At 69.6% G+C, this 12899-nt stretch carries 12 protein-coding genes; 8 read left to right on the plus strand and 4 right to left on the minus strand.

Annotated features, from left to right (window positions below; translation table 11 throughout):
- Both C667_RS13950 and C667_RS13955 read left to right on the plus strand, forming a co-directional pair.
- Window positions 1-773 (plus strand): FAD-dependent monooxygenase (locus C667_RS13950; protein ID WP_004366361.1); only part of this gene is annotated, 773 nt, incomplete at its 5' end.
- Window positions 774-942: 169 nt separating this feature from the next.
- Window positions 943-2034, plus strand: a complete 1092-nt coding sequence (locus C667_RS13955) for a tellurite resistance/C4-dicarboxylate transporter family protein (protein WP_004366363.1) — start codon at window positions 943-945, stop codon at window positions 2032-2034.
- A gap of 10 nt (window positions 2035-2044) precedes the next feature.
- Here the strand turns inward: C667_RS13955 and C667_RS13960 are convergent, their stop codons facing one another.
- From C667_RS13960 to C667_RS13970, 3 genes are read right to left on the minus strand one after another with little or no spacing between them, the layout of a single operon-like run.
- Window positions 2045-2845, minus strand: a complete 801-nt coding sequence (locus C667_RS13960) for a MetQ/NlpA family ABC transporter substrate-binding protein (protein ID WP_004366366.1) — start codon at window positions 2843-2845, stop codon at window positions 2045-2047.
- Window positions 2846-2865: 20 nt separating this feature from the next.
- Window positions 2866-3525 (minus strand): methionine ABC transporter permease, encoded by a 660-nt coding sequence (locus C667_RS13965; RefSeq protein WP_004366368.1) that lies wholly within the window; start codon window positions 3523-3525, stop codon window positions 2866-2868.
- Complete coding sequence (locus tag C667_RS13970) at window positions 3525-4553, minus strand: methionine ABC transporter ATP-binding protein (RefSeq protein WP_004366370.1); 1029 nt, start codon at window positions 4551-4553, stop codon at window positions 3525-3527. Before C667_RS13970 ends, C667_RS13965 begins: the two co-directional genes overlap by 1 nt.
- Before the next feature lie 140 nt (window positions 4554-4693).
- On the opposite strand from C667_RS13970, the gene C667_RS13975 reads away from it, so the two are divergent.
- From C667_RS13975 to hemF, 6 genes are all read left to right on the plus strand, one after another.
- Window positions 4694-5842 (plus strand): trans-sulfuration enzyme family protein, encoded by a 1149-nt coding sequence (locus tag C667_RS13975; protein WP_004366372.1) that lies wholly within the window; start codon window positions 4694-4696, stop codon window positions 5840-5842.
- 166 nt (window positions 5843-6008) lie between these two features.
- The gene (dusB, locus tag C667_RS13980; protein ID WP_004366374.1) at window positions 6009-7049 is read left to right on the plus strand and encodes a tRNA dihydrouridine synthase DusB; all 1041 of its coding nucleotides are present in this window, start codon (window positions 6009-6011) and stop codon (window positions 7047-7049) included.
- On the plus strand, window positions 7046-7282 hold the full coding sequence (locus C667_RS13985; protein ID WP_004308706.1) for a helix-turn-helix domain-containing protein: 237 nt from the start codon (window positions 7046-7048) through the stop codon (window positions 7280-7282). The genes dusB and C667_RS13985 overlap by 4 nt, the downstream gene beginning before the upstream one ends.
- A 46-nt stretch (window positions 7283-7328) precedes the next feature.
- Window positions 7329-8918 carry a bifunctional phosphoribosylaminoimidazolecarboxamide formyltransferase/IMP cyclohydrolase gene (gene purH, locus C667_RS13990; RefSeq protein WP_004366375.1) on the plus strand — a complete coding sequence of 530 codons (1590 nt, stop codon included), beginning with the start codon at window positions 7329-7331 and terminating at the stop codon, window positions 8916-8918.
- Window positions 8919-8952: 34 nt separating this feature from the next.
- Window positions 8953-10233, plus strand: a complete 1281-nt coding sequence (gene purD / locus C667_RS13995; protein ID WP_004366377.1) for a phosphoribosylamine--glycine ligase — start codon at window positions 8953-8955, stop codon at window positions 10231-10233.
- Between the two features lie 136 nt (window positions 10234-10369).
- Window positions 10370-11278, plus strand: a complete 909-nt coding sequence (gene hemF / locus C667_RS14000) for an oxygen-dependent coproporphyrinogen oxidase (protein ID WP_004366379.1) — start codon at window positions 10370-10372, stop codon at window positions 11276-11278.
- Between the two features lie 316 nt (window positions 11279-11594).
- On the opposite strand, the gene C667_RS14005 is transcribed toward hemF, so the two are convergent.
- Complete coding sequence (locus C667_RS14005; RefSeq protein WP_004366381.1) at window positions 11595-12788, minus strand: heme biosynthesis HemY N-terminal domain-containing protein; 1194 nt, start codon at window positions 12786-12788, stop codon at window positions 11595-11597.
- Between the last annotated feature and the right edge of the window lie 111 nt (window positions 12789-12899).

Below are 12899 nucleotides of genomic sequence, written 5' to 3' on the forward strand. Positions count from 1 at the left end.
TCGCCGGCGCCGGCCGCCCCACGCCCACGCTGCGGGCGCGGCTCGCCGCCTGCGCCGAGGGCGGCCTGCGCGCAGGCGACCCCAACGTGGTCGAGCACGACTACGGCCAGCACGCGCTGATCGCCGACGTGCAGGTCGCCGGCGGCAATCGCCACACCGCCTTCGAGCGCTTCACCCCGCAGGGCCCGGTGGCGCTGCTGCCCAAGGGCGACGGCTACGCGCTGGTGCATGTCGCCCGCCCGGAGACCGCCGACGAGCTGCTCGCGCTCGATGATGCCGCCTACCTCGCCCGCCTGCAGGCCCACATCGGCGGGCGCGCGCGGCTCACCGGCGTCGGCCCGCGCCTGCGCTACCCGCTCGTGCTGCGCTACCGGCGCTCGACCATCGCCCAGCGCACGGTGTGGCTCGGCAATGCGGCGCAGACCCTGCACCCGGTGGCCGGCCAGGGCTTCAACCTGGCGCTGCGCGATGTGTGGGCGCTGGCCGACGCGTTGCTGCGCGCGCGCGAGGCGGCTCGGCGGGGTTCAGCCGACACTGCACCGAGCCCCTTCGACGCCGGCGCCGCTGCCGTCCTCGCACGCTATGCGAACGCCCGCGGCCTGGACCGCCTCGGCACGATCCGCTTCACCGACACCCTGGTGCGGGTGTTCAGCAACGACTTCGCCCCGCTGCGCCATGCGCGCGGCGCCGCGCTGTTCGCGCTCGACCTGATCCCGCCGCTGCGCAACTTCGTCGCGCGCAGGATGATGTTCGGCGCCCGCGCGTGGCCCTGAGCCGCCGGCGTGGCGCGCGTCGGCCGACGGTCTAGACTGAGAGCGTCAGGCGCGGGTTGCGCCATACCCGGGAGGGGGCATGGAATCGAATCGGCCGCGGCGGTGCGGGCGAGCTCGCCCAAGCGCAGCAGTCGCAATGCGCGAAAAAGCGGCTTGATTCGAGGCCGCGATGGACACGTCCGCCCCCACCGGCAGCTCCGACAACCTGCGTGACAAGCTCCGTGAGGGCCTGCGCGGGCTCTCACCCGCCTATTTCGGCATGGCGATGGCGACCGGCATCGTTTCCCTTTCCGCGCACATGCAGGGATGGGAGTGGCTCGCGACCACGCTGTTCTGGATCAATGCCAGCCTCTATGGCGTGCTGTGGGTCCTGCTGCTGCTGCGGATCACCTGGCATCCGGGCGCGGTGCGCACCGATCTGCTCGATCATCTGCGCGCACCCGGCTTCTTCACCACGGTGGCGGCCAGCGGTGTGCTCGGCACGCAGTGCCTAGTGGTTGCGGACAGCCTGGGGGGCGCGATCACGCTCTGGTGCGTGGCGCTGGTGCTCTGGCTGCTGCTGACCTACACGATCTTCACCATGCTGGTGGTCAAGACGGAAAAGCCTCCTCTCGACCAAGGCATCAACGGCGGCTGGCTGCTCGCGGTCGTCGCGACGCAGGCGGTCGCGGTGCTGGGCACCCTGATCGCGACCCGCATCCCGCAGCCCTATCGGCTCGAACTCAACTTCTTCGCACTGTCGATGTGGCTGTGGGGCGGCATGCTCTACATCTGGATGATGTCGCTGATCTTCTACCGCTACACCTTCTTCCGCTTCTCGCCCGCCGACCTGTCGCCGCCCTACTGGATCAACATGGGTGCGATGGCGATCTCGACGCTGGCCGGCAGCCAGCTGATCCTGAACGCCCCGCACGCCCCCTTCCTCGAGTCGCTGCTGCCCTTCATCAAGGGCTTCACGGTGTTCTACTGGGCGACCGGAAGCTGGTGGATCCCGATGCTGATCGTGCTCGCGGTATGGCGCCACGGCGTGATGCGCTTCCCGCTGCGCTACGACCCCCTGTACTGGGGTGCCGTGTTCCCGATCGGGATGTACTCGGCGTGCACCCTGCGCCTGCACGAGGCGATGGCCCTGCCCTTCCTCGACCGCATTCCGCCGGTCTTCCTCGTCATCGCCCTGTGCGCGTGGGCACTCGCATTCACCGGGCTCGTGCTCGACCTGCTCGCCCGCGTGCGCGCCCCGGCACGCGCGACGCGAGCTTGAGGCACGACGATCAGAACGCCGGCACCACCGCGCCCTGGTACTTGTCGGCGAGGAACTGCTTCACCTCGGGCGAGTTCAGCGCGGCGGCGAGCTTCTTGATCGCCGGGCTGCCGGCGTTGTCCTCGCGCGCCACCAGCAGGTTGGCGTAGGGCGAGCTGGCGTCCTCGATGAAGAGCGAGTCCTTCAGCGGGTTGAGCTTGGCCTCGATCGCGTAGTTGGTGTTGATCACCGCCAGGTCGACCTGGTTGAGGATGCGCGGCAAGGTCGCGGCCTCGAGCTCGCGGATCTTGAGCTTCTTCGGGTTCTCGGCGATGTCCTTCTGGGTGGCCGAGATGTTGTTCAGGTCCTTCAGCGTGATCAGGCCGTTCTTGGCCATCAGCAGCAGCGCACGGCCGGAGTTCGACGGGTCGTTCGGGATCGCCACGGTCGCGCCCTCGGGGATGTCCGCCACCGCCTTGTGCTTGCCCGAATAGGCGCCCAGCGGCTCGACGTGCACCTTTGCCACCACGGTCTGGATGTCGTTCTTCTGCTTCTGCTTGAACGCGTCGAGATAGGGCTGGTGCAGGAAGAAGTTGCCGTCGACGCGCTTCTCGTTGGTCTGCATCGAGGGCTGCACGTAGTCGGTGAACACCTTCACCTCCAGCTCCACACCGTCCTTGGCCAGCATCGGCTTGACGAACTCGAGGATCTCGGCGTGCGGCACCGGGGTGGCGGCGATGACCAGGCGGTCGGCGGCGGACGCGACCGAGCCGGCGGCGAGGGTGAGCGTGCCGAAAGCGGCGGCGAACAATTGGCGCAGGGTAAGCGACATGGACAACTCCTTCGTGAGGATCACTTGCGGGTGAAATACAGCACCAGGCGGTCGCCCGAGTACTGGATGATCTGGACGAGCACGACCAGCAGGGCGACGGTGATCACCATCACCTCGGTCTGGAAGCGCTGATAGCCGAAACGGATCGCGAGGTCGCCGAGGCCACCGCCGCCGATCACGCCGGACATCGCAGCATAGGACATCAAGGTGATCGCCGTCACTGTGACGGCGGCGATCAGCCCGGGCAGGGCCTCGGGCAGCAGGGCACCGAAGATGATGCGTGCAGTGCGGATGCCCATCGCCTGGCAGGCCTCGATGACGCCGCGGTCGACCTCGCGCAGCACGTTCTCGACCAGGCGCGCGAAGAAGGGCGCGGTGCCCACCACCAGCGGCGGGATCGCGCCCTCGACGCCGAGCGAGGTGCCGATCAGGATCACCGTGACCGGGATCATCACGATCAAGAGGATCAGGAAGGGCACCGAGCGCAGCACGTTGACCACGAAGGACAGCACCGTATAGACGAAACCCTGCTCCAGCAGCTGGCGCTTCGCGGTGACGAACAGCAGGATGCCGAGCGGCAGGCCGAGCAGGATGGTGAAGAACAGCGACACCCCGGTCATGACCAGGGTCTCCCAGGTCGCGATCCAGATGTCGCTCCAGTCGATGACGGACAGGTCCATTACTGCAGCACCTCATGGTGGATCTGGTGGCGGTCGAGCTCGGCGAACACCGCGCGGATGTCGTCCTCGCCGCCCTCGAGTTCGAGCAGCAACTGGCCGAAGGGAACGTCCTTGATGCTGGAGACCTCGCCCTGCAGGATCGTGACCTGCACCTTCGCGCCGGCCATGATGCGGCTGAGGATGGGCTGGTAGGTCACGTCGCCGATGTAGGTCAGCCGCACCAGCGTGCCGCGCAGCTTGTCCTTCATATAGACACGTGCCGGATCGAAGCTCGCCGCGGCGAGCGCATCGCTCTGCGCCACCATGCTGCGCGTGACCGGATGTCGCGGATGCAGGAAGACGTCGGCCACCTTGCCCGACTCGACGATGCGCCCGCCGTCGATCACCGCGACGCGGTCGCAGATCGTGCGGATGACCTGCATCTCGTGGGTGATCAGCACGATGGTGAGGCCGAGCTGGCGGTTGATGTCGAGCAGCAGGCGCAGGATGGACTGCGTGGTCTCGGGGTCGAGCGCCGAGGTGGCCTCGTCGCAGAGCAGGATCTGCGGCCGGTTGGCGAGCGCACGCGCGATGCCCACGCGCTGCTTCTGCCCGCCCGAGAGCTGCGACGGATACTTGTGACCCTGCTCGGACAGCCCGACCAGGGCCAATAGCTCCTTGACCCGCGCCGCACGCTCGGCGGCATTCGTGTGCCCGGTCGCCTTCAGCGGCCAGTCGATGTTGTCGGCGACGGTCTTGGCGTCGAGCAGGTTGAAGTGCTGGAAGATCATGCCGACGCGGCGGCGCAGCGCGTACAGGCCTTCGCTGTCGAGCTTCGTGATGTCCTCGCCGTCGATCAGCACGCGTCCGGCCGAGGGCCGCTCGAGCAGGTTCAGGGTGCGGATCAGCGTGCTCTTTCCCGCGCCCGAACGGCCGATGATGCCGAACACCTCGCCGGCGCCGATCTCGAGGCTCACGTCGGCGAGCGCGGCGACTTCGCGGCCGTCGGCGGCGCGATAGGTCTTGTGCAGGTTTTCGATGCGGATCACGGGCGCTTTCCGGACTGGAAAAAAGCCTGAGATCTTACCCGCAGCCCGGACTCGACACCACTGCGGGGAACTTGTAGGCTCGCCGACACCCGGGCAGCCGCCCCCTCATCCTCACCGCTCCGCCCGAAGGACCGCGCCTCATGCAGCACGACGACACGCTCTCCCCCGCCACCCTCGCCGCCCAGGGCATGGGCACCACCCCGATGCCGCACCGCGACATCGTGCCGCCGATCCACCTGGCGACCACCTTCGAGCGCGCCGAGGACGGCAGCCTGCCCGGCGGGCGCATCTACGCGCGCGACGCCAGCCCCGCCTACGACCCCGCCGAAGCCCTGCTGTGCAAGCTCGAAGGCGGCGCCGCGGCGGCGCTGTTCGCCTCCGGCATGGCCGCCGCCTCGGCGGTGCTGCTGGCCTTGAAGCCCGGCGCGCGCATCGTCGCCCCGCATGACATGTACTGGTCGCTGCGCAACTGGATGATCGGCTTCGCGGCCAACTGGCAGATCGAGCTGGATTTCTACGCCGACGCCGCGGAGCTCGCCACCCTGCTGCAGCGCCCCGCCGACCTGGTGTGGGCGGAGACGCCCGCCAACCCGACCTGGGAGATCCTCGACATCGCGCGCGCAGCCGAGCTCGCCCACGCCGCCGGCGCCCGCCTGGTGGTCGACTCCACCGTGCCGACGCCGGTCTTCACCCGCCCGCTCGCGCTCGGCGCCGACGTGGTGATGCACTCGGCGACCAAGTACCTCAACGGCCACTCCGACGTCGTCGCCGGCGTGCTGGTGACGCGCGCCGAGGACGACTTCTGGACGCGCATCAGGACCGCGCGCGCTGCGGGCGGCGCCGTGCTCGGCCCCTTCGAGGCCTGGCTGCTCAACCGCGGCCTGCGCACGCTCTTTCCCCGCGTGCGCACCGCGGCCGCTTCGGCGCTGCGCATCGCGCAGCACTTCGAACACCACCCGGCGCTGCTCGCGGTGCGCTACCCCGGCCTGCCCTCGCACCCCGGCCACGACATCGCCTGCCGGCAGATGGAGGGCGGCTTCGGCGCCATGCTGTCGCTGCGCGTCAAAGGCGGCGAAGCCGCCGCACGCCGGGTCGCCGGCGCGGTGAAGATCTTCCGCCGCGCCACCTCGCTCGGCTCGGTCGAGAGCCTGATCGAGCACCGCGGCCCGATCGAAGGCCCGGGCACGCGCTGCCCGCTCGACCTGCTGCGCCTGTCGGTGGGCATCGAGGACACCGCCGACCTGATCGCCGACCTCGAACAGGCCCTGCAGAAAGCGAACGAGCGCTGAAGTCCCAAAGGATTTCGCCCGCAAGTCGCCCCCACCCCGGCCCCGCGACCCGGCGCCCTATCCCCAGCCGGGCCCGCAACGCCGCGCCGTCACCCGCGTCGCGGCGCTGCGACACGGGCAAGGGTCGATAGGGTAAAATGCTGCGTTTTCCCCCGCCCTTTCCACCATGCAGTTTGCCGGCTTCACCTTGCGCAACAACCTCTTCGTCGCCCCCATGGCCGGGGTGACGGACCGTCCTTTCCGCCAGTTGTGCAAGAAGCTCGGCGCAGGCGTGGCCGTGTCCGAGATGGTCACCTCCAACTCACTGCTCTACGGCAGCGAGAAGACCCGCCGCCGCGCCGACCACACCGGCGAGGTCGATCCGATCTCGGTGCAGATCGCCGGCGCCGACCCCGCGATGATGGCCGAGGCGGCGAAGTTCAACGCCGACAACGGCGCGCAGATCATCGACATCAACATGGGCTGCCCGGCCAAGAAGGTGTGCAACGTCATGGCCGGCTCCGCGCTGATGCAGGACGAGCCGCTGGTCGCGCGCATCCTCGAGGCGGTGGTGAAGGCCATTCCGAACACCCCGGTCACGCTCAAGTTCCGCACCGGTTGGAACCGCGCCAACAAGAACGCTCCCGTGATCGCCCGCATCGCCCAGGAGTCCGGCATCCGCGCCATCGCCATCCACGGCCGCACGCGCGCCGACCAGTACATGGGCGAGGCCGAGTACGACACCATCGCTCACGTCAAGACCCTGGTGAAGATCCCGGTGATCGCCAACGGCGACATCGGCAGCCCGCAGAAGGCCAGGCACGTGCTCGAGTACACCGGCGCCGACGGCGTCATGATCGGGCGCGCCGCACAGGGCCGGCCGTGGATCTTCCGCGAGATCGAGCACTTCCTCGCCACCGGCGAGCTGCTACCGCCGCCGCTGGTGAGCGAGATCCACCAGGTGTGCCGCGAGCACCTCGCCGATCTGTACGCCTTCTACGGCGACGACCGCGGCGTGAAGATCGCGCGCAAGCACATCTCCTGGTACACCAAGGGCCTGGTCGGCTCGGCGGCCTTCCGTCGCGCGATGAACCAGATCCCCGACATTCCCGCCCAGCTCGCCGCCGTGGACGATTTCTTCGGCCAGCTCGCCGAGGCCGGCGCCCGCCTGAGCTACGAGCACGAACGCGAGGCGCACGCCGCCTATCCGCAGGAACTCGCAGCATGAGCCGCAGCAACGAGATCGCGGACGCCGTCGTCCGCACCCTCGACCAGTATTTCCGCGACCTCGACGGCGAGAAGCCGGCTGCCATCCACGACATGGTGATCCGCAACGTCGAGCGCCCGATGCTGGCCTTCGTGCTCCAGCAGGCGCGGGGCAACCAGACCGTGGCCGCCGAGATGCTCGGCATCAACCGCAACACCCTGCGGCGCAAGCTGACCGAATACGACCTGCTCTGAGCGGGTGCGTCCCCTTTTCCTCCATCCTTCCGCTTCCGGCCCAACGATGAACGTGACCCAAGCCCTGATCAGCGTCTCCGACAAACGCGGCGTGCTCGACTTCGCCCGCGAGCTCTCCGCCCTCGGCATCAAGCTGCTGTCGACCGGCGGCACCGCCAGCCTGCTGCGCGAGGCCGGCCTGCCGGTGACCGACGTCTCCGAGCACACCGGCTTCCCCGAGATGCTCGACGGCCGCGTCAAGACCCTGCACCCGAAGGTGCACGGCGGCATCCTCGCCCGCCGCGACCTCGCCGAGCACATGGACACCATCGCCGCGCACGACATCGGCCGTATCGACCTGGTGGTGGTGAACCTCTACCCCTTCCAGCAGACCGTGGCCAAGCCCGACTGCACGCTGGAAGACGCGATCGAGAACATCGACATCGGCGGCCCCACCATGGTGCGCGCCGCGGCCAAGAACCACGGCAACGAGCAGGGCGGCGTCGGCATCGTCACCGACCCCGAGGACTACGGCTGCATCGTCGAGGAGCTCAAGTCCAACGCCGGCAAGCTCAGCCACAAGACCCGCTTCGCGCTCGCGGTGAAGGCCTTCACCCACACCGCGCGCTACGACTCGGCGATCTCCAACTACCTCACCGCGCTGGTCACCAACGAGGCCGGCGACGTGTCGCTGCAGAGCTACCCCGAGCGCCTGCAACTGGCCTTCGACAAGGTGCAGGACCTGCGCTACGGCGAGAACCCGCACCAGACCGCGGCCTTCTACCGCCAGCCCGGCGCGGCCGAGGGCGGCGTGGCAGGCTACACCCAGCTCCAGGGCAAGGAGCTGTCGTACAACAACATCGCCGACGCCGACGCGGCCTGGGAGTGCGTCAAGGCCTTCGACGGCTCGGCCGCCGCCTGCGTCATCGTCAAGCACGCCAACCCCTGCGGCGTGGCGGTCGCGGCCAGCGCGCTCGAGGCCTACAAGAAGGCCTTCTCCACCGACCCGACCTCCGCCTTCGGCGGCATCATCGCCTTCAATGGCGAGGTCGACCGCGCCGCGGCCGAGGCGGTGTCGGCGCAGTTCCTCGAGGTGCTGATCGCCCCGTCCTACACCGCCGACGCGCTCGAGCTGCTCGCCGGCAAGAAGAACGTGCGCGTGCTCACCTGCCCGCTCGGCCAGCCCGCCGGCGCCTTCGACTACAAGCGCGTGGGTGGCGGCCTGCTGGTACAGAGCGCCGACGAGGCCCGCATCCAGGTTGCCGACCTCAAGGTCGTGACCCAGCGCGCGCCTTCCGAGACCGAGATGCGCGACATGCTGTTCGCCTGGCGCGTGGCCAAGTACGTCAAGTCCAACGCCATCGTGTACTGCAAGGACGGCATGACTGTCGGCGTCGGCGCCGGCCAGATGAGCCGGGTCGACTCCGCCCGCATCGCCAAGATCAAGGCCGAGAATGCCGGGCTGCAGATCTCCGGATGCGTGGTCGCCTCGGACGCCTTCTTCCCCTTCCGCGACGGCCTCGACGTGCTCGCCCAGGCCGGCGCCACCGCGGTGATCCAGCCCGGCGGCTCGATGCGCGACGAAGAGGTGATCGCCGCCGCCAACGAGCACAACATCGCCATGGTCTTCACCGGCTTCCGCCACTTCCGCCACTAAGAACGACCACCCCAGCAGAGCTTCGGAGCAGCACATGAAAGTCCTCGTCATCGGTTCCGGCGGCCGCGAACACGCGCTGGCCTGGAAACTCGCCCAGTCGCCCAAGGTCACCCGCGTGCTGGTGGCGCCGGGCAACCCCGGCACCGCTGCCGAGAAGCTGCTGCAGAACGCCCCGATCACCGACATCCCGGTGCTCGTCGAGCTCGCCCGGCGCGAGCAGGTGGCCTTCACCGTGGTCGGCCCCGAGGCGCCGCTCGCCGCCGGCGTGGTCGATGCCTTCCGCGCCGCCGGCCTGCCGATCTTCGGACCGACCAAGGCCGCCGCCCAGCTCGAAAGCTCCAAGGACTTCGCCAAGCAGTTCCTCGTCCGCAACAACATCCCGACCGCGAAGTACCAGACCTTCTCCGACGCCGCCGCAGCGCACGCCTATATCGACGCCGAGGGCGCCCCGATCGTGATCAAGGCCGACGGCCTGGCCGCCGGCAAGGGCGTGGTGGTGGCGATGAGCGCCGACGAGGCGCACGCCGCGATCGACATGATGCTGCTCGACAACAAGATGGGCGATGCGGGCGCGCGCGTCGTCATCGAGGAGTTCATGGAAGGCGAGGAGGCCAGCTTCATCGTCATGGCCGACGGCAGGAACGCGCTCGCGCTCGCCACCAGCCAGGACCACAAGCGCCTGCAGGACGGCGACCACGGCCCCAACACCGGCGGCATGGGCGCCTACTCGCCGGCACCGGTGGTCACCCCCGACGTGCATGCGCGCGTAATGCGCGAGGTCATCAACCCGACGCTCGCCGGCATGGCCGCGGAGGGCCTGCCCTACACCGGGTTCCTGTATGCCGGCCTGATGATCGACGGCGAGGGCAAGCCGCGCGTGGTGGAATTCAACTGCCGCATGGGCGACCCCGAGACGCAGCCGATCATGATGCGTCTGAAGACCGACCTCGCCGACCTGATCGAGGCCGCGATCGCCGGCAAGCTCGACCAGACCGAGGCCGAGTGGGACCGCCGCTTCGCGCTCGGCGTGGTGCTGGCCGCGGCCGGCTATCCCGAAAGCCCGCGCAAGGGTGACGTCATCACCGGGCTGCCGACCGGCGAGCAGGACGACGTCCACGTCTTCCACGCCGGCACCGCACTGCAGGACGGCCAGGTCGTCACCGCGGGCGGGCGCGTGCTGTGCGTGACCGCGCTCGGCGACAACGTGCGCAGCGCGCAGAAGCGCGCCTACGAGGTCGCCGACGGCATCGTCTTCGAGGGCCGCCAGTACCGCCGCGACATCGGTCACCGCGCGATCGGGCGCAAGACCACCTGATCGCCGGGCGCCGTGCAGGCGCCCCATCGCCGTCTCCGCACCCGCGAGGGACGGCCTTCCTGTTCGTCCAGCCGCCGACGCCAGCGCGCCCCCGTCGCGCCTGGCGCCGGCGCGCCAATGCCACGGAGGCCCCAGCATGGATCCACGCAGCGTCAAACCCTGGTTCACCGAGCTGCAGCGTCGAATCGTCGAGCGCCTCGAGGCCTTCGACGGCCAGGCCTTCCGCAGCGACGGCTGGGACCGCCCGGGCGGCGGCGGCGGCCTCACCCGGGTGATCGAGGACGGCGACTTCTTCGAGCGCGGCGGGGTGAACTTCTCGCACGTGATGGGCGACGGCATGCCGGCCTCGGCCACCGCACACCGCCCGGAGCTGGCCGGCCGCCGCTTCGAGGCCATGGGCGTGTCGCTGGTGCTGCATCCGCGCAATCCGTACTGCCCCACCGTGCACATGAACGTGCGCTGCTTCGTTGCGCTGGCCGAAGGCAAGGATCCGGTGTGGTGGTTCGGCGGCGGCATGGACCTGACGCCCTACTACCCCTTCGAGGAGGATGTGCGCCACTTCCACCGCAGCTGCAAGACCGCGGTGCTGCCCTGGGGCGGCGAGGCCGAACACGCCCGCCTCAAGGACTGGTGCGACCGCTACTTCTTCCTCAAGCACCGTAACGAGCCGCGCGGTGTCGGCGGGTTGTTCTTCGACGACCTCGGCGCCGACGGCAAGACGGACTTCGACACCGCCTTCGGCCTCACCAAGGCGGTGGGCGAGAGCTTCATCGGCGCGTACCTGCCCATCGTCGAGCGCCGCCGCGACACGCCCTACGGCGAGCGCGAGCGCGACTTCCAGGCCTACCGGCGCGGCCGCTACGTCGAGTTCAACCTTGTCTTCGACCGCGGCACCCTGTTCGGCCTGCAGTCGGGCGGACGGACCGAGTCCATCCTGATGTCGATGCCGCCGATCGTGAAATGGCGCTACGACTGGCGCCCCGAGGCCGGCTCGCCCGAGGCCCGGCTGTACGAGGAGTTTCTCGTCCCGCACACCTGGGCCTGATACACGGGACCGCAGGCGGCGACTGCAGGGCCGTAACGAAACGGGGCCGACCGCCCCGTTCGCAGCTGCCGCAGCTCCTACAGGGGGGCGGGGCGCGCGGTGGTTCGTGCAGGAGCGCCGGCAGGCGCGAATACGGCCGTGAAGTCCGCACCCGCGTCACCTGCCCGACCGCCTCGTTCGCAGCTGCCGCAGCTCCTACAGGGGGCGGGGCGCGCGGTGCTTCGTGTAGGAGCGCCGGCAGGCGCGAAGGCGGCGGTGAAGTCCGCAAGGGCGTCACCTGCCCTTGCGGACCCGGATCACTTGGGGTGATGACGGCTCAGGCCAGCGCGCCGACCGCCATCTTTTCGGCCGCGGCGCGATAGTGGCGCTGGGCCTCGTCGCGGCGCTCGAGGGTCTCGAAGAGATGCGCGAGCGCCAGATGGGTGCCCACCTGCGGATCGACGCTCAGCGAGGCCTCGAGATAGCTCTGCGCCTTGCCCCAGAGCTCCACCCGACGGCAAAGCTGGCCGAGGGCGAACAGCAGGCCCGCGTCGCGCGGCTGCTTCTCCAGCCAGGCCTCCGCCTTGTGCAGGCAGGCGTTGGTGTCGTCCATGGTGTTGGCACAGCTCGCGTACAGGCGAGCCAGATCGCTGTCCCACTGCTCGTCGAGCAGGGTCTCGGTCTGCGCGCGCACGTGCATCGCCTGACCCGCACGCGCCATGAGCGGCAGCACGTCCTTGATCAGCCCACGGTCGGCGAGCTCCTCGGAGGGGATCTCCTGCCAGTAGGCGAGCAAGGCGGACGGGTCGCCGACGAGCTGGCGCATGCGCTCGGCGTGGGCGCGGCGCAGCGCGGGCGCGGCCTGCTCGGCGCTCAGCGCCTTGTGCTTGCGCAGCTGGCGGACGTTATTCACCAGCTCTTCCCAGCGCCCGAGCTCGAAGGCTACCTTGCTCTCCAGGCGCAACATCGCGATGTGCTTGTGCCCCGTCTCGCGCAGCTGCCCGAGGCGCGCCGCAGCGAGCTCGAACTGGCGGGCATCGATCGCGAGCTCGGCCTCGGTCATCAGGCGGGCGACCTCGCTCTCCTTGCCCTGCTCGGCGGCGTGGTCCAGCCACTCGCGATAGCGCGTGTCGTCCTGCAGCCCGTAGGCCGCGCGCGCCGCGACCAGCGCGGCCATCGAAGAACCGTCGCTCGACGAGTAGGCGGTCGAGGCCGACTTCAGCGCCTCGGAGAAACGCCCCTCGAAGAGCGCCGTCACTGAACCGTGCAGCGCGCGGTCGGCCTTGTCGCGACGGCGGCGTTCGCGCCAGCGCGCCACGCGGCCGGGCAGCTGCACGGTGCGGGTGACCATCCGCAGCAGCAGGTGGATCAGGGCGACGCCCACCACCAGCACCACGATGAAGAGATTCAGCGAAACCTGGGCTCGCCACGGCGACAGCACGACGAGGACGTAGCCGTCGTTCACGCCGGCCAGCATGGTCACGCCGACGGCGAGGGCGAAGATGCCGATCAGCCAGATCAGTGCGCGCATCGTTCGGCCCTCACTGGCTCGCCGCCGGAGCGGCAGCGTCGGTCACGGCGGGCGCGGGCGCCTGCTCGGCGGGCGCAGCGGACGCCGCCTCGGCAGCAGCGGCCTCGGCCG

The organism is Thauera phenylacetica B4P, assembly GCF_000310225.1.
GTDB lineage: Bacteria > Pseudomonadota > Gammaproteobacteria > Burkholderiales > Rhodocyclaceae > Thauera > Thauera phenylacetica.

Bases quoted from the DNA above. Each gene is read 5' to 3' on its own strand.
- dusB (WP_004366374.1), top strand. From the start codon at position 6,009: ATGCAGTTTGCCGGCTTCACCTTGCGCAACAACCTCTTCGTCGCCCCC.
- C667_RS13960 (WP_004366366.1), bottom strand. From the start codon at position 2,845: ATGTCGCTTACCCTGCGCCAATTGTTCGCCGCCGCTTTCGGCACGCTC.
- hemF (WP_004366379.1), top strand. From the start codon at position 10,370: ATGGATCCACGCAGCGTCAAACCCTGGTTCACCGAGCTGCAGCGTCGA.
- purH (WP_004366375.1), top strand. From the start codon at position 7,329: ATGAACGTGACCCAAGCCCTGATCAGCGTCTCCGACAAACGCGGCGTG.
- purD (WP_004366377.1), top strand. From the start codon at position 8,953: ATGAAAGTCCTCGTCATCGGTTCCGGCGGCCGCGAACACGCGCTGGCC.
- C667_RS13965 (WP_004366368.1), bottom strand. From the start codon at position 3,525: ATGGACCTGTCCGTCATCGACTGGAGCGACATCTGGATCGCGACCTGG.
- C667_RS13975 (WP_004366372.1), top strand. From the start codon at position 4,694: ATGCAGCACGACGACACGCTCTCCCCCGCCACCCTCGCCGCCCAGGGC.
- C667_RS13985 (WP_004308706.1), top strand. From the start codon at position 7,046: ATGAGCCGCAGCAACGAGATCGCGGACGCCGTCGTCCGCACCCTCGAC.
- C667_RS14005 (WP_004366381.1), bottom strand. From the start codon at position 12,788: ATGCGCGCACTGATCTGGCTGATCGGCATCTTCGCCCTCGCCGTCGGC.
- C667_RS13955 (WP_004366363.1), top strand. From the start codon at position 943: ATGGACACGTCCGCCCCCACCGGCAGCTCCGACAACCTGCGTGACAAG.